Source organism: Pseudoalteromonas sp. A41-2, from assembly GCF_015767615.1.
In the GTDB taxonomy this organism is placed as follows: domain Bacteria; phylum Pseudomonadota; class Gammaproteobacteria; order Enterobacterales; family Alteromonadaceae; genus Pseudoalteromonas; species Pseudoalteromonas lipolytica.
In genome coordinates, this window is the sequence record NZ_CP065231.1 from 2,044,986 (window position 1) to 2,066,806 (window position 21,821).

Sequence of the window (21,821 nt, forward strand, 5' to 3'; positions counted from 1 at the left end):
GTGAATTTAAACATCACTTTATGAATGCGATTTGGACTAAAGTCGTTTAATATAAAGAAAAAATGTGCAAGGACTTGCTATATGTTTGATCAATCTCTCAGCACAGAGCAACAGCATGTGAGTAACATTTTTAAGCGCTTATGTGCTGAATACAATGTGCAAAATAATGCAGAACTTGAGCACCATTTATCATTACAAAGCGGATTTAGTGAGCACTGTATTTTCAGTGCCACCATCCCTTATTCATTAATTGATAAAACGAGTAAAGCAACACACGTGAGTTTTGACTATTTACTTAATGGTCAAAATCAACACACGGTGCAATTAAGTAATGACCAATTAAAAGCGATTAAGAACGGCATTATCAAAAGTATCAAAAAAATGTCTATGGCTGGCTTAATTAAGGGTGAAAATCACAATCAAGAAACACTGGGTGAGCTGGCAGAAATTCATGTAGAACAGATTGAAAACGAGTTAAAAATACAAAGCCAAGTTAAATAACTTGGCTTTTTTTAATTCTTGCCTTTGTACAACTCATTATAGATATCGGCAATATTATTTTGTTTATCATAGTAGCGCTGCAATTCGCCCAGCGATAAACCTTTTAACGCATCATCAGTAAAATCGATTGGTTCGGCAAATTTAAAGTTGGCTACATTTGGCGACTCGCCTAGTAAAGCCGCAATTTCACTTTTTAAAGCTTCGGCTTTATTAAATAATTTGAGCGCTTTATTTATATCGGTTTCATTTTCAGCCTGAATGGTACACCAAACGACTTCAACCGATTTGCTTCTTATTTGATCTTCAAATATGTTTTTACGCGCAATTAGCCATGTACTCGCTATAAGCAAGATAGCTAAAACGGCAATTGCACTGTAAATTAGTTCAAGCATCACGTTCCCTCGGTAAACTAAATGTTACTATACACCCAAACTTGGTTCGTAATACATCAGGAAAAAGCATTATAAATGATAGTACGAGGCTGATATATAAGAAATATCTGATTCGCGCCCAATCTCTAGTGTGGCCAACTTGGACTCACCAAAAATTTTAACTTCGTTTTAAGCAAACTGGGGAAAAGCATCACCACGGCTAAGGCAATACTAATATAAAGGACGACAAAACTGTAAATGTAATGAATATAGGCGTGCTCGGCTTGGATAAACAGTACGACAAGTTTGAACCATAAGATGATGTGAGCTAATGCGAGTAGTAAAGTTAATTTCATTATACAAAAAAATAATTCACCAAATACATAACTAAACGTTGTATGTAATTTATACAAAACAATCATACTTAAAACATTTATCGCCGCTAACGCGAGGTAAATATTTTGAGCAAACTCCCCACTGCCACCATCAGATATGAAAAGTAAAACCTTTTCCATAAGGAGTGAAGTAATTAAGTATTTTGATGAGACTACCGCAATTGAGAGGAAATCGCTAAAATGCTCTTTATGTTTATAAGCTCGGTAAAAAGAATTTATTAGAGCTACTGTATAACAAAGCGCAATGATCACTTGAATTGAAAAAACTTCGTGCACTGCTGTAGCCACAAGTAATTCATTGTATAAATCAACTAGATATTGCATGACACATCCTATTAAAGATGCGCACAATCATAATCCTATAGATAGAAAAAAACCAGCATTTGAGCTGGCTTTCTCTTATAAGTGCTTAGTTTTCTTTCTTTTTTGGTACTAATATAACGATTCCACCCGAACCTTGTAAGTTTTCTTTTTTTGGTGGAACCAAAATAACGATACCACCAGAACCCTGAAGCTTTGTAGTATCAAAACTTGTTGCTGGTGCTGCGTCGAATGCTAAAGTAGATAGTAATAGGGCTGATAAAGTCATTTTTTTGTTCCTTCATTGTTAAAGATGCTGTTTCTTAGCAAGTACTGCGCCACTTATATTGCTATTTTAGTAACACAACACTCTTAATCTCTATATAAGCATAAAAAACAATCAATAGGCTATTTTTTGTTCTACCCTTGTTGGTAAAATAGACATTCCCTAACACCTTTACGCTTTGCTCTATAAACTAATAAGGCTCTATGCCATAATTCTGTTAACTAATAAATTTAATGGTAAGCGCACATACGCTTAGCAAGGTTTAATGCATGGCATATCAAGAACAACAGCAACCAACAATTTACTGGCATGACTACGAGACCTTTGGCGCCAGCCCGCAAAAAGACCGCCCGAGTCAATTTGCTGGCATACGTACCGATCTTGATTTAAATATTATTGGTGAGCCGCTCATTGAATATTGTAAGCCCGCGGCGGACTATTTACCGCACCCAGAGGCGTGTTTAATAACCGGCATTACACCACAAATAGCCATGCAAAAAGGACTGCCTGAAGCCGAATTTATGGCAAAAATTCATGCCGAGTTTAGTCAGCCTAACACCTGTGTAGCTGGCTATAACAGTATTCGCTTTGACGATGAAGTAACACGTTACAGTCTATATCGTAATTTTTATGACCCTTACGAGCGAGAGTATAAAAACAATAATAGCCGTTGGGATATTATTGACCTTGTTCGTGCTTGTTATGCGTTGCGACCAGAAGGTATTGAGTGGCCATTAAAAGATGATGGCACACCCAGCTTTAAACTTGAGCATTTAACTGTTGCTAACGGCATAGAACATGCCGCAGCTCACGACGCGTTAAGTGATGTTACTGCAACCATTGCGCTTGCAAAGCTTATAAGAGAAAAACAACCCAAGCTGTATCAATTCTTTTTTGGTTTACGCTCTAAAAAAGCGCTGGCTGATTTAGTTGATGTGTTCAACATGACACCGCTGGTACATACTTCATCACGCATACCGGCAAGCCAAGGCTGTACTAGCTGGATAGCGCCAATGAGTTTTCATCCAGTCAACAAAAACGCCATCATCTGCTTTAATTTAACAGATGATCCGCAGGTGTTATTAGATTTATCGGTTGAAGAGTTACGGACACGCCTTTACACCAAACACACAGACCTTGGCGAAAACGAAGCCCCTGTCGGCTTAAAGCTAGTTCACTTAAATAAGTGCCCTATTCTTGCGCCCGCTAAAACACTATTACCAGAAAATGCCGCACGCCTGGGGATAGACCGCGAAAAGTGTTTGCAAAACCTTGCTATATTAAAAGCCAATACTGAACTTCGCGACAAAGTAACCGAAGTATTTAACGAACAACGTGACTACGGTGAAACACATAACCCTGACTATCAACTATATGATGGCTTTACGAGCCATGCAGATAAAGCCAAATTTGCCATTATTCGCGATGCAAGCCCCGAGCAACTGGCCACAATGCAGTTAGATTTTGAAGACAAAAAGTTTAACACCTTGTTGTTTAGATACCGTGCTCGCAACTGGCCACACACCTTAAGCCAAGACGAACTTGCACAGTGGCGTATGTATTGCCAAAATAAATTAATGCACGGCGATGACAGTCCTTCTATTAGCGCACACGATTTTATGATTACGCTCGAAAATTTAGCTCATGAGCACGACGATAATGAAAAAAATCTGCACATTTTAAAAGCACTGTATAACTACGCACAAAGTATGTAATACAACCATCAATTACCATGCTTTTTGTGAAAATGGCACCTTATAAGATTAAACCGTTTATACAAAAAGCAATGCTCTAACATTATATAAATAAAGGAATATTTATGAAAAAAAGTATGCATTTTACCCTATTTGTCATTTTATTCATTGGCATAAGCCATGCCTACTCTTTTGAATCCAAAATGGATTTCGAAACTTACATACGCGCTTGTATATATAAACCTGATGCTAGCTATATGGGTCAGTGTAATGAGATGGGAGTAGATTACGAGAAGATTGATACAACACTTTATTCTGAAAATAATGATTCAATCTCATTTTCTACAAATGTCATTAAATCTAGGGCAGTTATATTTAAACAGTTCCACCATGACTTTATAATTAATTGTAATGCTTGCTCAGCACCAACAAGTGTTTCTGATACTTTCAGTGCCTTCACTCGCTTTAAAAAAGCTTTTGAATCAAGTGCATTACATAGCGCATTTACTTCCACAGTTGTAACCAGAAATAACCGCAATACCTCAGAGCCAAGTGTGCAAAATAATGGAATAAGTTTCAGTGAAGACTTCAAAAACTTTGCAAGCGGAACTATAGATTTCAAAGATGTATTTGCATCCTTGTTTGATAGTGGAGACCAAAATATCGTCTTAGTAAAAGACAGTCGCGGCGAACCTTTTGCACTAATAGAGATAAAAAATGGCAAATATAGCTTAGTCGCAGATTTAACGAAAACAGTTAAGAACTCAGATGGTTCAACACTCTTCAATGCAAACCTAAGTACCAGTAATACACAACCTTTTGTAGATATTGTCTATGGGGGCTCACTTAATATAGGCACTCATTGTAAAATTGCCTTTACGAGAGCTGAAAATGAGCAAAGATTAGTCTCGCAAGTTAGCTGCTATTAAAATAGTTTTTATAAGAGTTCACATGTGCCTAGCAATGCTAGGCACTATTTATGACCAATACCCCATTACTTTTTATGCAACGCCTCAATACGTGCTAATAAACTAGAGGTATCGTATCGGCCGCCGCCTAAGGCTTGTACATCGGCATAATACTGGTCAACTGTTGCCGTCATAGGCAACGTTGCGCCGTTCGCTTTTGCCTCATCAAGAGCAATGCCTAAATCTTTACGCATCCAATCGACTGCAAAGCCAAATTCGTACTCACCTGCCCACATTGTTTTGTAGCGGTTTTCCATTTGCCATGAACCTGCGGCACCTTTAGAAATTGTTTCAATTACTTTTTCACCATCAAGACCAGCTTGTTTAGCAAAGTGAAGTCCTTCTGCTAAGCCCTGTACTACCCCGGCAATACAAATTTGGTTCACCATTTTGCAAAGCTGCCCTGAACCTACTTCACCTAATAGTTGGCTAAAACGACTAAAAGCAGCCATGACAGGTTGCACAACGCCAAAGTCAGCCTCTGCGCCACCCACCATCACAGTGAGAACACCATTCTCTGCACCAGCCTGACCACCAGACACCGGGGCATCTAAAAACGCAATACCTTGTTGCTTAGCTTTAGCACCCACTTCACGAGCGACTTCTGCTGAGGTCGTTGTATGGTCAACTAAATAGCTACCGGCTTGCATGCTAGCCAGTACACCATTTTCGCCGTACACCACTGAGCGTAAATCATCGTCGTTACCAACACACATAAACACAATGTCAGCGTCTTTTGCCGCTTCTTTTGGCGTTTCGCTGTAGTGACCTTGATATTCTGATACCCACTTTTGTGCTTTTGCTGTTGTGCGGTTATAAACAGTCACGTGATGACCTGCGTTAGCAAGATGACCCGCCATAGGGTAACCCATGACACCTAATCCGATGAAGGCGACTTTCATTGACATAAAACTGACCTATTTGAGTGATAAATTAGTAACAATTTCATTATCTCAATCGAATAACTAAAAAGCGAATGAAAAAGCGTTCATTAATTTTAAGTAAGTTAAAAACACACAGGTAAAACATGGATAGTATATATCGTTTTAATGCCCAGCTTGCGTCTGGTGAAAATTTTAGCCTTGCGTCGCTACAAGGCAAAACCACTCTTATTGTTAACATTGCCAGTAAATGTAATTTTTCGATGCAAATGGCAAGTCTCGAAAAACTCTACAACACATATAAAGACCATAATTTTACTGTGCTGGGTTTTGCCTGTAACCAATTTGGTCATAATGAGCCACTCGAAGGTGGAGAATTATTAGCGTATTACCAGCAACACTTTAATGTAAGCTTTCCTCTTTTTAATAAAGTGCTCGTTAATGGGCCTGAGGCGCATCCGTTATTTAATTATTTAAAATGCCATACACGTGGAATTGCGCAAAACCGCGCAATTAAATGGAATTTCACCAAATTTCTTATAAACTCAGAAGGTCAACTCATTGCACGGTACGCCCCGCGTACCAAACCAGAAACCCTCAAAATGGTGATAGAGAGTAATTTAAATGATAAAGCTGGCCTTATTCAGTGCGCAAAAATATGAGAAACCCTTTTTTGACAATAACTCAACTAATTACAGTGAGTCTGTTTCTCTGAGCTTCATTGAGCAATCACTGAATATAACAACCGCACCATTAAGCAAAGGTTTTGATGCTGTATGCGTGTTTGTTAACGATACCGTTGATAAACACGTCATTTCTGCTTTAGCGAACGATGGTGTTAAAGCCATTTTATTACGCTGTGCTGGCTTTAATAATGTTGACCTTGAAGCCGCCAAAGAGCATGGAATAAAAGTTTGCCGCGTACCCGCTTACAGCCCAGAAGCAGTTGCAGAGCATTGTATTGCGCTCATGTTGACACTTAATCGCAAAACACATAAAGCATTTAATCGCGTTCGCGAAGGCAACTTTGATTTAAATGGCTTACTCGGCTTTAACCTATTTAAAAAAACCATTGGCATTATTGGCTGTGGTAAAATTGGCTTAGCACTGGTAAATATTTTAAATGGTTTTGGCGCTAACGTTTTAGTGTGTGATCCTAAAGTAAAAGCAGGGCCATTTACGTTATGTGACTTAGATACCCTACTCACGCAAAGTGATGTCATTTCTTTGCACTGTCCACTAAATGAGCATACCCATCACTTAATTAATGAAGCTGCATTTGAGAAAATGAAAGAAGGTGTCATGCTAATCAACACCTCACGCGGTGCGCTACTAGACAGTAAAGCTTGTATCAATGCGCTAAAATCAAAAAAAATTGGCTATCTGGGGCTTGATGTTTACGAACAAGAATCAGAACTGTTCTTTAAAGATCACCGTGAAGAAATTATGCAGGATGACATTTTTTCTCGCTTAGTCAGTTTCCCAAACGTACTTGTTACAGGTCACCAAGGTTTTTTCACTCAAGAAGCCCTTAACGAAATAGCTTGCACGACACTGCAAAGTGCTAATGAGTTAAGCCAAGGCTTGCCACTGACTAATGAAGTTATTTAAATGCGCTTAACTCTATGCGCTTAAAATAATTCTATGCTCTTAAAATAATTCTATGCTCTTAAAATAACTCTATGCTCTTAAAATAACTCTATGCACTTAAACAATAAGGCGTAAGGTTTGCGCCCTACGCCTTTTAAACAAGTGACTCTCGAATTAAAGCTGATCGTTTTATTTCAACAGCGCCACATTCACGAACACTGCGGTCATCAGTAACGGACACACAAAACGAATGTACTGAGCGAACCAATAATGTGGGCCACTCGCCACTTGGTGTAATTTGTTACCACGTTTCCATAACCAACCTACAGTAATGAAATAAAACAGCCCCATCAGCGGTAATTGGTATTGTGTTAATACCATAATCACTAAGCCAAATAACCAATCAAAGTTAAGAATGATCAAAGATGAAGCAACAAACACAACTAAGGTCACAAATAACGTGGCTGGTTTACGCTCAATGCTGTGATTTTCCACTAAAAATGCAACAGGGATTTCAGTTGATGAAATAGTTGAGGTCACCGATGCAATCGACATCAACACAAAAAACAACAAGCCAACCAGTAGGCCTACTTGCCCCATAGTGCTAAAAAGCTCAGGTAATATTGCAAAAATTAATTGCCCCTCACCGACTAGCTTACCATTACTGAATACCTCAACGCCGTTGTGCTGAGCAACAAAAATGGCAGGAATAATTAATAACCCTGCTAAAAATGCCACACCCGTATCAAGCAATGCAACCGTGCCTGTTAGTTTTGGTAAGTTGGCGTCTGGCTTTAAATATGAGCCATATACCATCATACACCCCACACCTAACGACAATGAAAAGAACGCTTGTCCCATCGCGGCAATAATTAAGTTTGCATCGAAAATTTGACTAAAATCAGGCACTAAATAAGCAGCAAAGCCATCCATTGCGCCATCAAGGGTGGCAATATAAGCAATTAAAGCCACCAGCAACACTAACAATAGTGGCATTAAGCGGCGTGACCAGGTCTCGATACCCGATTTAACCCCTTTTAAAATAATACTGGCTGTTAAGATAAGCATGAGTGGCGTAAACACAAAATTGCGCGCCATTGAATCACTGTGTAAAAAGTCACTGAGCTTAGCTAAACCAAAAAAGCTAGCGATTGGTTCAAGCGCATATGCAAGCATCCAACCTGCAACAATCGAATAAAAACTTAGCATCACAATGGCGCCAAATAGGCCTATGTAACCCGCTGCGGCACCGACTTTTGGCGAGGTATCTTGCCATGCACTTGATAACGCTTTAACAGGATTTGCTTGCGCTTGATGACCTAAATACAGTTCGGTGTACAAGGCTGGAAGCGCTAATAAGAAAATAACAATAAAATAAACAAGTAAAAATGCACCGCCGCCATGGTTTGCCGCTTGCGTTGGGAAACCCCAAATATTACCTAAACCTACTGCCGCACCAGAAGCGGCGAGAACAAAACCAATACGACTTTGGAAGCCGTCACGAACTTGTGCCATACATCTACATTTCTGTTATTATTTTTCCTCATTAAACCATAATTACAGTCAACTGCGTAAACAATTTGCGTTTGTGTGTGCCTGCAACCGTGCATTTGCTGTAAAAATAAACAAATCTAATTCTGAGTATATGCGAAAGCCGCAAACCATGAGCAGTCACTATTTTTCTAACACTTTAAAAATTGATTCAGCAGTAAGTTCAGCTGATAAACAGATCGTACTTGTGGATGCTTCACATATCGATATTAGTGCCCTGCCGGTTAGTAAATTACTCAGCCAGTTTGAGCAAAGCGTACTTGCAAAGCGCAAAGTACAAGCAGCAAAACAAGAGTACATTGCCACACGGTTAACACTTAAGTATTTATTAAAGCTCAGCGTTCCAGCATTTAAAAACACACCTCTTTGCGACATTTCAAGCCAATTTGATGACGCAGACAGCAAGCTTAAACTACACACGCCTGAGGGTGAGCCCATTTGGGCCTGTTTATCGCATTCGCGTGGTTTTATCGGCGCAGCACTCAACCCTGAGCAACATAAATTTGGTTTCGATATTGAACACTGCACAAAAACACGCCCCTTTGTAAAACTTGCCAAACACTTTTATCACCAAGAAGAAGTCAACCTAATTAGCGCCTTTAGCGATATAAACGAGCAAGCTGGGTGTTTTTTTAGAATTTGGACACTCAAAGAAGCGTTGGCCAAAGCAACTGCACAGCCTATCGCTAAGCTCTTGAGCCAAAATGTGTTTGAGGAAATTGAAAAACATAGCTTGACCGCATCAAGCCGAACCGTAAATGATTTTGATATTAGCGTGGTGGCACAAAAAAGCACTGACTGGCAGTGCTCTTTTATGACATTTGACGACTTACGCCGCGTTTTGGCTTTCTAATAAACGACTATGAATAGCTTGAACAACAAGGTCAGACTCACTCTGCTCAACTAAAAAGCACAGGTTATGTTTACTTGCACCATGGCAGATTAAGCGAATATTAAAATCACTCAATACCTGCATTAAGTTAGTTTCTTGCTGACGTAATTGAATTTCTGAACCAATTAATGCTACCAACGTTAAGTTATTCTCAACCGATACATGACAAAACTCAGAGAGTTTATCTAAACAGGCTTGATCAAGCTCTGGGCGTGATGCGTTAGGTGCGTTATCTAAGGTAATTGCCACACTGATTTCAGAGGTTGTTACTAAATCAACCGAGATATTAAACTCACTTAAAATAGTGAAAACACGCGCTAAGAAACCACTGGCTAAAAGCATTTCTGGGCTTTTAACCGTTAAAAGAATTTGGTTTTTACGCTGTGTGACTGCTCGAATACCAGGCTGCTCTGACTTTTCTTTTTCAATCCATGTGCCCCCTAATTGCGGTTCACGGCTTGAGCCAACAAACACGCTAATATGGCTGCGACTTGCCGGTAAAATAGTCGCGGGGTGCAATACTTTTGCCCCAAAGGTTGCCATTTCAGCGGCTTCGTCAAAGCTTAGTCGAGCAATAGGCGTGGCTTTTACACATAAACGCGGATCTGTACTGAAAATACCCACTACATCAGTCCAAATATGCACACTTTTAGCGTTAATTGCTTCTGCAAGCAATGCCGCGCTGTAGTCAGAACCACCACGGCCTAACGTGGTTGTTTGGTTATGCTCATCACTGCCAATAAAGCCTTGGGTTACCACAACTTGTTCTGCTAATAAGGGCACTAAATGTTTTTGCGCTGCCGCGGCTGTTGCAGCAATGTTTGGGGTAGCTTTTGCAAATTGACTATCTGTTTTTAAGACTTTACGCACATCAAATCGCACAGCATCTAAGCCCTGACCACGCAGTACTTGAGTAAATAAATAAGATGACAAGCGCTCACCAAAGCTCAGCAGTTCATCTTGCTCAGCGGCCGATTTAGCCCCTGCTGCTGCAAGCGTTTGAAATGCTTTTAAGGTTTCATCAAAGCCATGAGCTAAATCGGCATCCAGCGACAGCTCGGCTAAAATATTTTCTTGAATAGCAATAACACCTGTGATGTGTTCATCGCGCTGTGCTGCGCTTAAATCATCTTTACACAGTGCAACTAAATGATTGGTTACGCCCGCACTTGCACTCACTGCAACAACGCGTACTTGATTATCTGCACAGACAATTTCTGCACAACGACTCATGGCGTCAAAGTTAGCTACACTGGTGCCACCAAATTTTGCAACTACATAATCTGATTTCGAGTTGGCGGCTAATTGGGTATTCATGTCGTCTCCTTTTGTGGGTAACAATCCACATTAATTCAAGAAGAACTCGGCAAGGGGTGCTTTGATAAAAAAGAGTAGTCCACTGCCAGAAGCTCTCCACCTAGTTTGGTGACAGTTTTGAGGATTCAGCCCCATAAACCGAAAAATAACCGCGACGACCGATTACTTTCCTCGGCGAGTACTTCCCTCTTTAATGGTCATTGGCAATCGTCACCTCACATTAAATACCTAAGTATCGCACCTCTTCTGAATGTTAAGTTAACACCTGGTTAAAATAACAAAGCCTGCTATAAAAAGCAGGCTTTGAAACTTATCGTTTAGACGTCTAGCTGTCAAGTATTAAATAAAACTTCCCGCTAGGTATGAGCCATAATAACCCGTTGTATAAGCTATTAATAAATACAGCGACATTTTTAAATAACTCATAAACGTTAATGCTTTTACTTTACTCATTGCGATAATACCCGCTGCAGAGCCGATAATAAGCATTGAGCCTCCCACACCTGTTGCATAGGTAAACGATAACCATTGCTGAGGGCTCATGACAATATCGGCTTTCAGTAATGCAGCCGTTAGCGGCACGTTATCAACCGCAGCCGACAACAAGCCCATTAAGTAGTTTGCATACTCAGGCGCCATAAGCTCATATAAGTGCGTAAATTTAGACAGCATACCCACTTCTTTAAGCGCACCTACGAGTAGCAATACACCCACGAAGAATAAGAGCGTGTCGTATTCAATTTCACGAATATAATCAATAATTTTTTTGTTAACGTCTTTCTTGCGCATTAAAAATTGCGCCACTAAAAACATTAACGACAAACCAAATAAAAAAGTTAATAGTGGTGGCACACTATAAAGCACACTGAGTGTTAGGGTTGCGATAATCGTCGAGAAAAAGATCACCGCAATGGTGATGTCGGTCTTTTCTATGCGGCGGGCCGCTTGTTTTTCGAATACGACATTCCCTGACATCCCCGTAGATAGCATAACAGCCAATAGCGCCACACTTGCAAGTGAAGGCACAATAAGCAATAACAAGTTACCGATGGTGACTTTCTCATCAAGGAAAATCATTAAGGTCGTTACATCACCCGTAATAAGTGATACCCCACCAGAGTTCACACTGAATACAATGAGGGTCGCGTATTTTATTAATTTTTTAGGATCAAGCTTTAGCGACATCACTACTGCAAGCGAAATTAATGTTGCTGTGATATTGTCGGAAATAGAAGAAAACAAAAACGCAAAACCACCAATCAAAAACATCAGCTTTCGTTCGCTGATTTGATTTGGCATAATTTTGTGAACAATATTTTGAATAAACCCTTTCGAGTTTAAATAAGCAACAAAGGTCATAGCAGCCATTAGGAATAACCACAAAGTAGCAATTTCTAAAATATTGTGATCAAGTTGATGTTGTATAGTTTCTGGGCTTTGCCCATGAATTGGAGAGATAAACAAGATAATCCAGCATAAAGTGCCAAAAAAAAGCGTCGTTTTGGCCTTGTTTACATGGATAATATCCTCTATAACGATAAGCAAAAATGCCACCGCTATCAGGGTTAGGATAAGTGGGGTTACCATGGTGTTTGAACAACCTTTATAAAAATGTAAAAATTGTAAGTCGAGTGTTTCGGCGCGGATTCTAGCAGCATCTAAGTCATAAAACTATTCTCAATTACATAAATTACTACTAAACGCTAACACCAAAATTTTGATTTACTGGAGCCGTATGATCCCAGCTAAAAAGTTATTAAATACCCTTACAGAGCATTGGGGGGTGTTAGAACTCTTATTTAAACGTTTTAAGATGGCTGATTTCAGCTTAAAAGACGTGCAAAATGCGATAAAACAAAAACAGCCAAGCTGGTCAAATGAACGCATTTATAAAGAAACAAATCGTTTATTGAATCAAGATATTATTATTCCACTGGCAAAATCTTCGCAATTAGAAATCAACCGCGCAATTGCTGACTTTGCAACCTTTTTATTGCAAGAAGAACATTTGGGTTTAGCACAAGAGATCAACGTATTAGTTGATGACTTAGCACGCTTGGGCAACCGCTTAGCAAAAGCCGGAGAAATTGAAGATTACGACGAGCTGCGTCGCTTTAGCCGAATTATGGATGATCGGGTTCGCAAAATAATGAAACTGTTTAGCCATAACGAAAACGCTATTTTAAATATTGTTGAACAAGCTAAAGCTAATAACGCAGTACAATCGCTACAAAAACGCTATCAAGCTGTTATAGAAGCATTTGACGAATACATAGAGCCAATGCTTGAAATGGTTGATATACGCGGCGATTTCCATGCTTGTTTTAACACCATTGAAACGCAAATAAGCCTTCAGATTGAACAAATTGATCGGCTCGGAAAGTCATACCAAGACAAACGCATGCTTGAGCAACTTCGAACGCGTATTTTAGAAATGCATTTAGTGGGTCGCGAAAGCCTGCGTAAAAGTGCTGATATGCTAATGCCACTGCGTGAAGAGCTGCGCCGTAATAACTTGATCACCCGCCAAGCAGCGAAAGTACTTGGGCTTGTGCGTAAAAATGGCGTTGATAACATGCTGAGCGCCGTGCAACCTAATTTTGTTTCTGATTCACAACGCTTTTCACTTGGTCAACAACGCCATATTATCGCCTATATGGCAGGTTTAGTTGACTTTGAGCACGATGAATACGAGCTACCAGAGCATCAAGATGTGCCGGCGTACCAAAGCCCTAATATCCCCGATTACAACGATGTAAAATCACAGTTTAAAAAGCGCTTCAAAAAGGCCACCAAAAAGTCACAACCGCTGCTTAGTTTCTTAGATGAAAGCTACCCCGACCTTGACGCTGACGAAATGCTGTTTTTATATCAAAAACTCATTAGCGATGGCGACCTTGAAATCAGCCAAAGCCAAGAAAAAGTAAAAATAAAGATTGCCCAGCAGCACTTTTCACTCTACCCGTTTAATTCATCGCCTGCTGATGACAAACAAGCAACAGAGCAATAACTATGACAGATATTAATTTAGATGATTTAACACATCTACAAGCGATTAATAAAAAGCTCACCTCAGGCTATCACATTAGCGAGCAAGACACCTTAATGTGGCAAGAGCTTGATCAACACATTGATGCTTATCGCGCCCTATTCAATGCACTCGGTCATGATTTACAACACGATAGCCGTGGCTATTACTACTTTGGCAGCGATGAAAGCACACCTAATATGGGCAAGATCTCGCGCGCTATTGCACTGACTATTTACATTTTGATTGAACACTATGCCAACACAGGTAAAGACCCGATGCGCGCTTTGTTCGACGAAGTTAATGACTTAGAGCTCATGCAAACCCTTGTGCAAATTAATAAACATTTGTTTGATCAACTTGAAATTTTCTCTGGCTCAGATTTACGTAAAGATGTGTATCTACGTATGGTGCGCTTAGGACTTGCCCGCGAAGTTGAAAACGGCTTTATGCTACAAGCCCCTATTTATCGTTATATCGATGCATTAATGGAAGTAAACGAAGAAACCTACCTAGGAGATGACGAATAATGCAAAGCCAAAGCCTATACGGACTCAGTAAGCTTGCGCTATTAAATACCGCTGGCTATGCAAAATGCGTGATCCCGCTTGATAAAAGTAGCTCGATTTGTGCCCCTAACAATACCGGTAAAAGCTCTGTTATTAATGCCCTGCAGTTTCCGCTAATTAATGATTTACGCCTTACCGAGTGGGATGGTCACGATTTAGATGAAACCCGAAAGTTTTATTTTTCATCCGACCAATCATATATATTACTTGAAGCCGACTTACCAAACGGCCCAGTGGTCATTGGGGTTGCTGGTTTGGGTAAAATTGCAGGGTTCGCACATCAGTTTTTTTGCTATCAGGGCAAACTAAACCTTGACCATTACACCCAAGGCAAAACTATTGTTAAGTTCACTAAGCTGTTTAATCATTTAAAAGAGCAAGGATTCAATCCTATTGAACTTAAAGCACAAGAGCTCAACGCCCTTTTAACTGGTGGTGCGACGCCGTTTGATGGCGATATCAATTTAAAAATGATCCCGCTGAATAACGTACAAGACTCGGCAATTTACAAAGAAATCTTCCGCCGTATTCTTAACTTGCACAAGCTCGGTGCCAGTGATGTTAAACGCTTTATGCTGCGTGTGTTTGAGCGTCATATGTCAAACTCTCGGGTAGACTTTTATGAAGTATGGCGTCGCTCATTCGACAAAGTAAACCGTGCCAAACGCGAGTTAAAAGCCCTTGAATCAATGCAAGAGCCTATTGCAGCCCTTGAATCTATGCTTGAAAATCAAACCGTATTAAAAGGTAAACTGGCTGCGTACGCACCTAAGATTGACCAAGCTTTAATTGACTTTGAAAGCTATCAACAAGAGCAGCTAGCAGAGCTCAATATTGCCCTTGAAGATATTGAGCACGAAAAACACGAATTTGAACAAAAGCAACAGTTATACATTCAACAGTCTCGCGATATTGAGCGCAAACAAACGCAAATTGAGCAATGGTTTTTAGACTACCGAGCATTAAAATCTGAGTTTGAACTGGTTAATAAAGCCACTTTAAAAGTAAGCCTTACCCAGCTTAAGCAGGACTATGAGTCGCTGTCGCATTCATTAAACAGCGCACAAGGGCAAAGCTTACACACGCTTGATTACCGCATCAGCGAAACACAAAAGCAAATTAAAAGCTTAAAGCTGCAGCTGAAAAACTTAGAGTTCAACCTCTTTACTCGTATGCGTGAAGACTTGTCTTTAAAAGAGGTTGAAGAAATCTCGCGTATTCTCAATCCCGATATTCTCTCGTTTGCAACCACCAGCAATGGGGATGTCGAGATTACTGACGAAGATGCCTTTGGGGAATTTTTAGAGCAATTATCAGCCAACGTAAAAGGCGGTATTCTTACCCTACCGGGTGCAACGATTAAGCTCAAAAAGCTTAGCCCAGTGCAAATGCAAACTGGCGAAAACAAAGAGCAATTAACCGCACAATTAGCCGCACTTGAAAACTCATTAAAAGAGTTTAAACAACAGCGCGAAGTTGCTGCCAATGTCGCCCAAAAGCAAAAAGAGAAAGACGCGCTTTATGATGAGCTAATGGCCTCTGAAGAGGCGTTAAAACGCTTTGAGCAATTTGAAATCATGCAACAATCTGTTGATGCGCAAACCCTGCTTAAAGAGCAGCTAAATGCTGAACGCGAACAAGTGGACGACTACCTGCAAGATATCCAAAAAAACAGTGGGTCAATTAGTGATCGTCGTTCAATTATCAAATCGAAAAAAGATCTACTCGCCCGCCAAGCTGAACGCTTACGCCAAGTTAAGTCGGAGCGAATTGACCATACTCTCGATTTTTACTCGGGCAAAGTAACGCCGTACATGATCGAAATCAGCATTGATTTTGATAACTTAAGTGATCTAATTCATCATTTTAATAAAGATTGCCAAGAGCTGAGAAACTTTGATATCAACGTGCGCAATACCTACATGCATATTTACAATGCAGGAATTACAAAGTTCGATAACGAAAACGATGAGTTCACTAAGTACGAAAAACTAATAAGCGCGTTTCACAATATTGATAACGAACGCGATGCGGTTGAGCGCCAAGGCCGAGTTGCGCTTACCGAAGTAGCAGCCACCATTAAAGGCCTGCGTGAAGACCTAGATCGCCTTCGCCGCGAAATGAACAGCTTTAACAAAGGCATTAGTCAGCATCGTATTTCAAACTTACAAGCCTTTAAGATCAATGTGATCCCGCGAAAAATGTTGGTTGATAGCATCGACACCATTATCAGTACCTCAAACCAGTTTGAGCAAGGTGATACTCTCGATTTATTAAGCCAAGAGCCGTACAGTGAGTCGGCAGTAAACGAAGCAAAAGATCATTTAATTAAGCTCGCTTCAGATAAAGCGGGATTAACACTGACCGATTTATTTGATATTCGCTTTGAGGTAGTAAACCGTGCAGGTGAAACAGAGCACTTTGAAAAAATTGACTCCGCGGGCTCTAACGGCACACGTATAACAATTAAGTTATTATGTGGCATGCTGTTTATTCGCTACCTGTTAAGTGATCAAGAACAAAACTTATACCGTATCCCTATTTATATTGATGAAGCGGCGGATATCGACCCACAAAACCAAAAAGCAATAATAGAAACCGCATTGAGTTTTGGCTTTGTGCCAATTTTTGCATCTGTTAAGCCACAAGTGAGTTGTGACTACATCGTACCTATTCGGACAGTAAAAGATGGGGCACAAAACTGGGTCGATGAAAAAGACTGGATTGAGGTCGAACACAGCGCCTAATCACATAAATTAATAAATGATTCAGTCAAGGATGACTATATTTACATTCTATTACATTACTTTTTTTGAAATGTGCCATAGTAACTAAATAATCATTCAGTTGAATTATTTTTGTGTTATGTTATCAATCAAGTAGTGGAAATTTTTGCCAAGGAGCAAACAGTATGAAGAACTTATTAATCGCAACGGCTGTTTTATTTTTAGCGGCTTGTGCTAAAACCCCTGATTGGGATTACGATAAATCAGCTGACTTTAGCAACTATAAAACTTTCTCGTGGGTTCCTAACGCGAGCCTAACAAAGAATGTTGCAAACTACCAAATCAGTCCATTAATGGAAAAGCGTGTCCGCGAAGCGGTAAATGCTGAACTTGAAAAAAGTGGTATGCAACTGGTTGACGTTGCACAAGCTGATGTACTTATTAACTACCATGCATCTGTTGATACTAAAATCGATGTAGATACGTTTAATGTTGGTTATGGCGCACGCTGGAATTATTGGGGCATGGGCTACAACACGCAAACGACAACGCGTGAGTACGAAGTAGGCACATTAATTTTAGATGTTGTCGACCGCGCTTCTAACCAACTTGTTTGGCGTGGAGCTAAAGAAGGTCGTTTACAAAAGAACCAGTCACCAGAAAAACGTACTGAAGTGATCAAAGAAACTGTCGCGAATATTTTAAGTAACTTTCCGCCACAGTCAGTGAAGCAATAATTACATGTTTCGATAAAAGACCGCGATTAATTCGCGGTTTTTTTATGCCTAAATCAATGCTGGTTGGAGTGGTATAACTCAGTGATTCAGATACAATAGCCGCAATTTTGCAGTGGTTTGCCATGTTTATACGGTAATTAACCCCACTGCTCTCAACACAGTAATCATAAGAGAGTTTTAGATGGTACGAGCGGTACACTTCACACTTCCTGCATTATTCGTCACTTGCTCACTGTTTGCAGAAGAAGCAAACAACATTGAACAAATCACCGTTGAAGTATCAGCAACAGCCAATAAAGAACCTGTTGGCACCTTTGATGCGCCCGTTTCAAATTTAGAATACGACCCACGTGTCGACTTACAATCACGTAATATGGCTGAGGCACAAGCCGATGTGACGATACGGGGTGGTATTTTTGAAAATACCGGCTTTCGTGTTGGCAGCAGCACCTTATTTGATCCACAGTCAGGGCATTACTTTGCTGAAATTCCTATTGCACCGCAGATGCTAGCAGGCCCAGCGGTTCTAACCGGTGCTGATAACGCTCTATATGGCATGAATAGCTCTGTAGGGACCGTTTCATTTGGCTGGCGACCTATTACAAGCACGGGGAGTGCTTCGTTAGGGGTTGGTAGCAATGGCTTTAACTTACAGAGTATTCATGCAGCGCACAGCCAAAAGCTTGAGAGCATGCCTGATTGGCGCTTAGGCTTAGAAGGTGAGTATTCGCATTCAAAAAGTGATGGTTCTATTAAGAATGGTGACCATGATTTTGAACGCGCATCGGCACGCATTCAACTGGCAAGTGACACTTCACAAACTGATTTAATATTCGGTAAACAAGCAAAGTTTTTTGGTTGGCCCAACTTATACACGCCGTTTAATTTTAATGAAACCGAAGATCTTGAAACCACTTTGGTAATGTTAAACCACAAACACTTGTACGGTGCGAGCAATACATTTGAAGTGACTGGTTATTATCGTAAACATAACGATCACTATGTATTATCACGTGAAAACCCCGCTATTTTTGAAGCATTTCACGAAACAACGGTAAAATCACTGGGGTTATCAGGCCGCCACGCACTCAACACGGCATATGCAATTAACTACTCAGGGCAATTTATTGCAGATTCTATTGAGTCTACTTCTCTTGAAAACAACTTTACTTCACGCAATTACACGAAGTTAAGCGTATTGCCAGAATACACAACAGCACTTGCTACTGACAAACAGCTTACCGTACGTGCGGGTGTAGCATTTGATAACACAAATCGTGATCGTTCAGATACCTCCTTCATTGCTGATGCGAGCCTTAAAGTTGTCAATCAAAATGGCAGTGAACACACGTGGTATGCGTCATACGCAGAGGCAACTCAAGTACCAGGTTATACAGCGATTGGTGGCAGCGAAACAGGTGGTTTATTCAGAAGTAACTACAACCTTGAGCGCGAAACGACCGACAACCTCGAGTTAGGCTTGCTAATTGAAGAGCAAACATGGCGCTTAGATTCAGCGATATTTTATCGTAAAGATAAAAACCTCACTGACTGGACCTACCGCTTTGATGCAACCTCAGCGCGTTTTGCCAACCCTGTTGATATTGATACTTTAGGGGTTGAGTTCCTAGCTAATAAGTCGTTTGACACCACCGAGCTTATTGCCAGCTACACCTATTTAGAAAAGTCCGAAGATTATGGCGCAGCGGATATTGATGCGAGTTTTTACGCCCTAAACTATCCAGATCACCGTGTAACACTCGGTGCAGTTTGGCAACCAATGGACGTACTTGAACTGCGTATTGATAATGAATGGCGTAAACAGCACAGCAATCGCCTGAGACGCTCAAGCGATGAAGCCTTCTTTACGCAACTGACGCTAAAATTCACTCCGGCTCAGCTTGAAAATGTGTTTATTACTTTAGCAGCAGACAACATATGGGATGAATCATTCGAAGAAGTCCCCGGCACTCCAGGACGTGGCGAGCAATATACACTAAGCGCTACGTATAGCTGGTAGTTCACAAACCAAAAATGCCAGTCAATAAGACTGGCATTTTCAATAACATTCTTAGGCTAAAAATGAATGATATAAGCCATAAAATATCGGAGAGCTAACTAAAAAACCCACAAATAATATTTTAAAAAAACTATCTTTGCTTTCAATCGAACTCATAATCGATACAGAATCCGTATCAGCCTGTTCTATGGGTTTAAATCTTCGGTAAGTTTTTACCACCACTAAACCGATAATGAATGGCATGACGATAGCTAATACAACTAACAACAAAAATAACCACGCTTCATTGGATGTGTGTCTCATATTCTTCCTTAATTACAAAATCAGTGTATCGTAACTAAAATAGAACCAGCTTGCTAAATGTTTTATGATAAATATTGTTTAAAGCTTTTCAGCAACAACAGCCAAATTTATGTCATCTGTTCAAGTTCGGTAATTAAATACAATGCTTGTTCGTTAGTCGTGCCACACACATCTATCGTGGCAGAAAAGTCGCTACACACCTTTGGCCTTGAGGCATCACCAAATAATTTACACAAATTATTCTCATCAAGCTGAATACAGCGCTCTCCGGCCGCTTTGCCGTTTGGCATCCCTGGAATGGGTGAGCTAATACTAGGTGCAATACAACAGGCGCCACAGCCTAATCTACATGCCATTTTATCTGTCATCACGTACCTCTTTAAGAACCTTTATCGCGTCTTTGTAATATGTGTAATGGTTTGTTACATCTTCAAACGCCTTGTAAACACTTTATTGCGTATGCTTAGCCTAACAAATTTTAAATTTAATCATTACCGTCAACCGTGAGGGAATATCCCGTGGCTAGTAAAAAACAAATCATTCTTCCTATTGCCGTTTTAGTCGGCGGCTTAGGAATGGCTTTTGCGTTTGCCTCAATGAAGCAAGCCCCTGTCGAAAAACCAGAACAAGATACGCGTCCGCTTGTATCGATTAAACCATTGAGCTTCGATACGATTACTCTCGATGTAAAATCGTACGGCATTGTTAAGCCAAAGAATCACACCGAGCTTGTAGCGCAAGTTAGCGGCCAAGTTGTATCGCTTTCTGATCAGTTTGTACAAGGCGGATTTGTTAAGCAAGGCGACATTCTAGCACGAATTGACCCAAATGATTACGAAGCAGCACTTATCGAAGCCGAAGCTGGGCTTGCACAAGCAAGTTCTGCTCTGGAGATTGAACGTGCACAAGTTTCTGTTGCGCAAGCTGAGTGGGATCGTATCAAAGGCGACTCTCATCAAGTTATTCCCTCTGAACTTTACCTACGTAAACCACAACTCGCTGAAAAACTTGCTAATTACCGTGCAGCGCAAGCAAGCGTTAAGCGTGCTAAACGCAACTTAGAACGTACTTATATTAAAGCCCCTTACGATGCCATTATCGAAGAACGCTTAATTAGTTTAGGCAGTGTTGTTAACCCGGGTAACAGCTTTGGCAGTTTAAGTTCTACCTCACTTGCTGAAATCCGCTTACCCGTTGCCGATAAAGACTTACAGTATCTGGATAATCAAGGTATTGGTGCAAACGTTTCTATTAGCGCCGAGTTTGCTGGTAAACAAACCACGTGGCAAGCTTCCATTGTTCGCACTGAAGGTGTGGTAGACCAACGCAGTCGAATGAATTATTTAGTTGCCCAAGTTGCTACGCCCTACCAGCAAAAAAATCCATTACGTTTTGGCTCATACATCAACGCGACTATTCAAGGTCGCGCTTTAGATAATGCCATTGTTGTGCCACACCACTTAGTAAAAGACAACAAAATTGCCGTTTTACAAGAAGGCGAAACACTGACATTTAAAACCCTTCATATCGTGCGTGAACAAAATGGTATGGTGATCGCGGATAACGGCCTTGCGAATGGCGAAAAACTCATTACCTCAGCCCTTGAGTACCCCACTGAGGGGATGGCAGTAAAGTTAGATAACGCTGAGTTAAGCGCGCCAACCACGCAACTCGCGTTAAAAGAGGACTAAG

21 protein-coding genes and 1 riboswitch are annotated in these 21,821 nt (G+C 40.5%); of the genes, 12 read left to right on the forward strand and 9 right to left on the reverse strand.

The window, feature by feature from the left end:
- The first annotated feature begins 81 nt into the window (after positions 1–81).
- Positions 82–501, forward strand: a complete 420-nt coding sequence (locus IT970_RS09330) for a hypothetical protein (protein ID WP_065978526.1) — start codon at positions 82–84, stop codon at positions 499–501.
- A gap of 11 nt (positions 502–512) precedes the next feature.
- Here the strand turns inward: IT970_RS09330 and IT970_RS09335 are convergent, their stop codons facing one another.
- The 3 genes from IT970_RS09335 to IT970_RS09345 all read right to left on the reverse strand — a co-directional run bounded on the left by IT970_RS09335 (position 513) and on the right by IT970_RS09345 (position 1,856).
- On the reverse strand, positions 513–896 hold the full coding sequence (locus tag IT970_RS09335; protein WP_231387272.1) for a hypothetical protein: 384 nt from the start codon (positions 894–896) through the stop codon (positions 513–515).
- A gap of 122 nt (positions 897–1,018) precedes the next feature.
- Positions 1,019–1,591, reverse strand: a complete 573-nt coding sequence (locus tag IT970_RS09340; RefSeq protein WP_196857261.1) for a hypothetical protein — start codon at positions 1,589–1,591, stop codon at positions 1,019–1,021.
- Positions 1,592–1,676: 85 nt separating this feature from the next.
- Positions 1,677–1,856 (reverse strand): hypothetical protein, encoded by a 180-nt coding sequence (locus tag IT970_RS09345; protein ID WP_036967738.1) that lies wholly within the window; start codon positions 1,854–1,856, stop codon positions 1,677–1,679.
- Positions 1,857–2,122: 266 nt separating this feature from the next.
- Here IT970_RS09345 and sbcB point away from each other — a divergent pair, with 266 nt between their 5' ends.
- Both sbcB and IT970_RS09355 read left to right on the forward strand, forming a co-directional pair.
- Positions 2,123–3,568 (forward strand): exodeoxyribonuclease I, encoded by a 1,446-nt coding sequence (sbcB, locus tag IT970_RS09350; RefSeq protein ID WP_196857262.1) that lies wholly within the window; start codon positions 2,123–2,125, stop codon positions 3,566–3,568.
- Positions 3,569–3,672: 104 nt separating this feature from the next.
- Complete coding sequence (locus IT970_RS09355) at positions 3,673–4,476, forward strand: hypothetical protein (protein ID WP_196857263.1); 804 nt, start codon at positions 3,673–3,675, stop codon at positions 4,474–4,476.
- A gap of 65 nt (positions 4,477–4,541) precedes the next feature.
- Here the strand turns inward: IT970_RS09355 and IT970_RS09360 are convergent, their stop codons facing one another.
- Complete coding sequence (locus IT970_RS09360; RefSeq protein WP_036967732.1) at positions 4,542–5,423, reverse strand: NAD(P)-dependent oxidoreductase; 882 nt, start codon at positions 5,421–5,423, stop codon at positions 4,542–4,544.
- Positions 5,424–5,542: 119 nt separating this feature from the next.
- Here IT970_RS09360 and IT970_RS09365 point away from each other — a divergent pair, with 119 nt between their 5' ends.
- Both IT970_RS09365 and IT970_RS09370 read left to right on the forward strand, forming a co-directional pair.
- Positions 5,543–6,058 (forward strand): glutathione peroxidase, encoded by a 516-nt coding sequence (locus tag IT970_RS09365; RefSeq protein WP_065978532.1) that lies wholly within the window; start codon positions 5,543–5,545, stop codon positions 6,056–6,058.
- Positions 6,024–7,007 carry a 2-hydroxyacid dehydrogenase gene (locus tag IT970_RS09370; RefSeq protein ID WP_180311636.1) on the forward strand — a complete coding sequence of 328 codons (984 nt, stop codon included), beginning with the start codon at positions 6,024–6,026 and terminating at the stop codon, positions 7,005–7,007. Before IT970_RS09365 ends, IT970_RS09370 begins: the two co-directional genes overlap by 35 nt.
- A 168-nt stretch (positions 7,008–7,175) precedes the next feature.
- Here IT970_RS09370 and IT970_RS09375 read toward each other — a convergent pair whose 3' ends face one another.
- Positions 7,176–8,501, reverse strand: a complete 1,326-nt coding sequence (locus tag IT970_RS09375; protein ID WP_196857264.1) for a sodium-dependent transporter — start codon at positions 8,499–8,501, stop codon at positions 7,176–7,178.
- Between the two features lie 148 nt (positions 8,502–8,649).
- Between IT970_RS09375 and IT970_RS09380 the strand changes: the two genes are divergently transcribed.
- Complete coding sequence (locus IT970_RS09380; protein WP_196857265.1) at positions 8,650–9,390, forward strand: 4'-phosphopantetheinyl transferase family protein; 741 nt, start codon at positions 8,650–8,652, stop codon at positions 9,388–9,390.
- Here IT970_RS09380 and lysC read toward each other — a convergent pair.
- Both lysC and nhaD read right to left on the reverse strand, forming a co-directional pair.
- On the reverse strand, positions 9,367–10,746 hold the full coding sequence (gene lysC / locus IT970_RS09385) for a lysine-sensitive aspartokinase 3 (RefSeq protein WP_196857266.1): 1,380 nt from the start codon (positions 10,744–10,746) through the stop codon (positions 9,367–9,369). The genes IT970_RS09380 and lysC overlap by 24 nt on opposite strands.
- Before the next feature lie 81 nt (positions 10,747–10,827).
- Positions 10,828–11,000: riboswitch (Lysine riboswitch) on the reverse strand.
- An 85-nt stretch (positions 11,001–11,085) separates the two neighbouring features.
- A complete protein-coding gene (nhaD, locus tag IT970_RS09390) occupies positions 11,086–12,333 on the reverse strand; it encodes a sodium:proton antiporter NhaD (protein ID WP_074989311.1) in 1,248 nt (415 codons plus the stop codon).
- A 148-nt stretch (positions 12,334–12,481) separates the two neighbouring features.
- Between nhaD and IT970_RS09395 the strand changes: the two genes are divergently transcribed.
- The 5 genes from IT970_RS09395 (at position 12,482) to IT970_RS09415 (ending at position 19,826) form a co-directional block, all read left to right on the forward strand.
- A complete protein-coding gene (locus IT970_RS09395; RefSeq protein WP_036967717.1) occupies positions 12,482–13,756 on the forward strand; it encodes a hypothetical protein in 1,275 nt (424 codons plus the stop codon).
- A 2-nt stretch (positions 13,757–13,758) separates the two neighbouring features.
- Positions 13,759–14,304, forward strand: a complete 546-nt coding sequence (locus tag IT970_RS09400; protein ID WP_062564547.1) for a condensin complex protein MksE — start codon at positions 13,759–13,761, stop codon at positions 14,302–14,304.
- The gene (locus tag IT970_RS09405; RefSeq protein ID WP_196857267.1) at positions 14,304–17,090 is read left to right on the forward strand and encodes an ATPase; all 2,787 of its coding nucleotides are present in this window, start codon (positions 14,304–14,306) and stop codon (positions 17,088–17,090) included. The genes IT970_RS09400 and IT970_RS09405 overlap by 1 nt, the downstream gene beginning before the upstream one ends.
- 164 nt (positions 17,091–17,254) lie before the next feature.
- Entirely contained in the window at positions 17,255–17,806 is a 552-nt protein-coding gene (locus IT970_RS09410) for a DUF4136 domain-containing protein (RefSeq protein WP_036967710.1), read from the forward strand.
- Between the two features lie 181 nt (positions 17,807–17,987).
- The gene (locus IT970_RS09415) at positions 17,988–19,826 is read left to right on the forward strand and encodes a TonB-dependent receptor plug domain-containing protein (protein ID WP_196857268.1); all 1,839 of its coding nucleotides are present in this window, start codon (positions 17,988–17,990) and stop codon (positions 19,824–19,826) included.
- A gap of 51 nt (positions 19,827–19,877) precedes the next feature.
- Here the strand turns inward: IT970_RS09415 and IT970_RS09420 are convergent, their stop codons facing one another.
- Positions 19,878–20,129 (reverse strand): hypothetical protein, encoded by a 252-nt coding sequence (locus IT970_RS09420; protein WP_065978689.1) that lies wholly within the window; start codon positions 20,127–20,129, stop codon positions 19,878–19,880.
- 107 nt (positions 20,130–20,236) lie between these two features.
- Complete coding sequence (locus IT970_RS09425) at positions 20,237–20,485, reverse strand: YkgJ family cysteine cluster protein (RefSeq protein WP_180311637.1); 249 nt, start codon at positions 20,483–20,485, stop codon at positions 20,237–20,239.
- 162 nt (positions 20,486–20,647) lie between these two features.
- Between IT970_RS09425 and IT970_RS09430 the strand changes: the two genes are divergently transcribed.
- Positions 20,648–21,820 (forward strand): efflux RND transporter periplasmic adaptor subunit, encoded by a 1,173-nt coding sequence (locus IT970_RS09430; RefSeq protein WP_196857269.1) that lies wholly within the window; start codon positions 20,648–20,650, stop codon positions 21,818–21,820.
- Position 21,821 lies beyond the last annotated feature (1 nt).

What these genes read in the sequence shown, in the direction of transcription:
- IT970_RS09330 (WP_065978526.1), top strand. Translation starts at nt 82, where the DNA reads ATGTTTGATCAATCTCTCAGCACAGAGCAACAGCATGTGAGTAACATT.
- IT970_RS09340 (WP_196857261.1), bottom strand. Translation starts at nt 1,591, where the DNA reads ATGCAATATCTAGTTGATTTATACAATGAATTACTTGTGGCTACAGCA.
- IT970_RS09345 (WP_036967738.1), bottom strand. Translation starts at nt 1,856, where the DNA reads ATGACTTTATCAGCCCTATTACTATCTACTTTAGCATTCGACGCAGCA.
- sbcB (WP_196857262.1), top strand. Translation starts at nt 2,123, where the DNA reads ATGGCATATCAAGAACAACAGCAACCAACAATTTACTGGCATGACTAC.
- IT970_RS09355 (WP_196857263.1), top strand. Translation starts at nt 3,673, where the DNA reads ATGAAAAAAAGTATGCATTTTACCCTATTTGTCATTTTATTCATTGGC.
- IT970_RS09360 (WP_036967732.1), bottom strand. Translation starts at nt 5,423, where the DNA reads ATGTCAATGAAAGTCGCCTTCATCGGATTAGGTGTCATGGGTTACCCT.
- IT970_RS09365 (WP_065978532.1), top strand. Translation starts at nt 5,543, where the DNA reads ATGGATAGTATATATCGTTTTAATGCCCAGCTTGCGTCTGGTGAAAAT.
- IT970_RS09375 (WP_196857264.1), bottom strand. Translation starts at nt 8,501, where the DNA reads ATGGCACAAGTTCGTGACGGCTTCCAAAGTCGTATTGGTTTTGTTCTC.
- IT970_RS09380 (WP_196857265.1), top strand. Translation starts at nt 8,650, where the DNA reads ATGAGCAGTCACTATTTTTCTAACACTTTAAAAATTGATTCAGCAGTA.
- lysC (WP_196857266.1), bottom strand. Translation starts at nt 10,746, where the DNA reads ATGAATACCCAATTAGCCGCCAACTCGAAATCAGATTATGTAGTTGCA.
- nhaD (WP_074989311.1), bottom strand. Translation starts at nt 12,333, where the DNA reads ATGGTAACCCCACTTATCCTAACCCTGATAGCGGTGGCATTTTTGCTT.
- IT970_RS09395 (WP_036967717.1), top strand. Translation starts at nt 12,482, where the DNA reads ATGATCCCAGCTAAAAAGTTATTAAATACCCTTACAGAGCATTGGGGG.
- IT970_RS09400 (WP_062564547.1), top strand. Translation starts at nt 13,759, where the DNA reads ATGACAGATATTAATTTAGATGATTTAACACATCTACAAGCGATTAAT.
- IT970_RS09405 (WP_196857267.1), top strand. Translation starts at nt 14,304, where the DNA reads ATGCAAAGCCAAAGCCTATACGGACTCAGTAAGCTTGCGCTATTAAAT.
- IT970_RS09410 (WP_036967710.1), top strand. Translation starts at nt 17,255, where the DNA reads ATGAAGAACTTATTAATCGCAACGGCTGTTTTATTTTTAGCGGCTTGT.
- IT970_RS09415 (WP_196857268.1), top strand. Translation starts at nt 17,988, where the DNA reads ATGGTACGAGCGGTACACTTCACACTTCCTGCATTATTCGTCACTTGC.
- IT970_RS09420 (WP_065978689.1), bottom strand. Translation starts at nt 20,129, where the DNA reads ATGAGACACACATCCAATGAAGCGTGGTTATTTTTGTTGTTAGTTGTA.
- IT970_RS09425 (WP_180311637.1), bottom strand. Translation starts at nt 20,485, where the DNA reads ATGGCATGTAGATTAGGCTGTGGCGCCTGTTGTATTGCACCTAGTATT.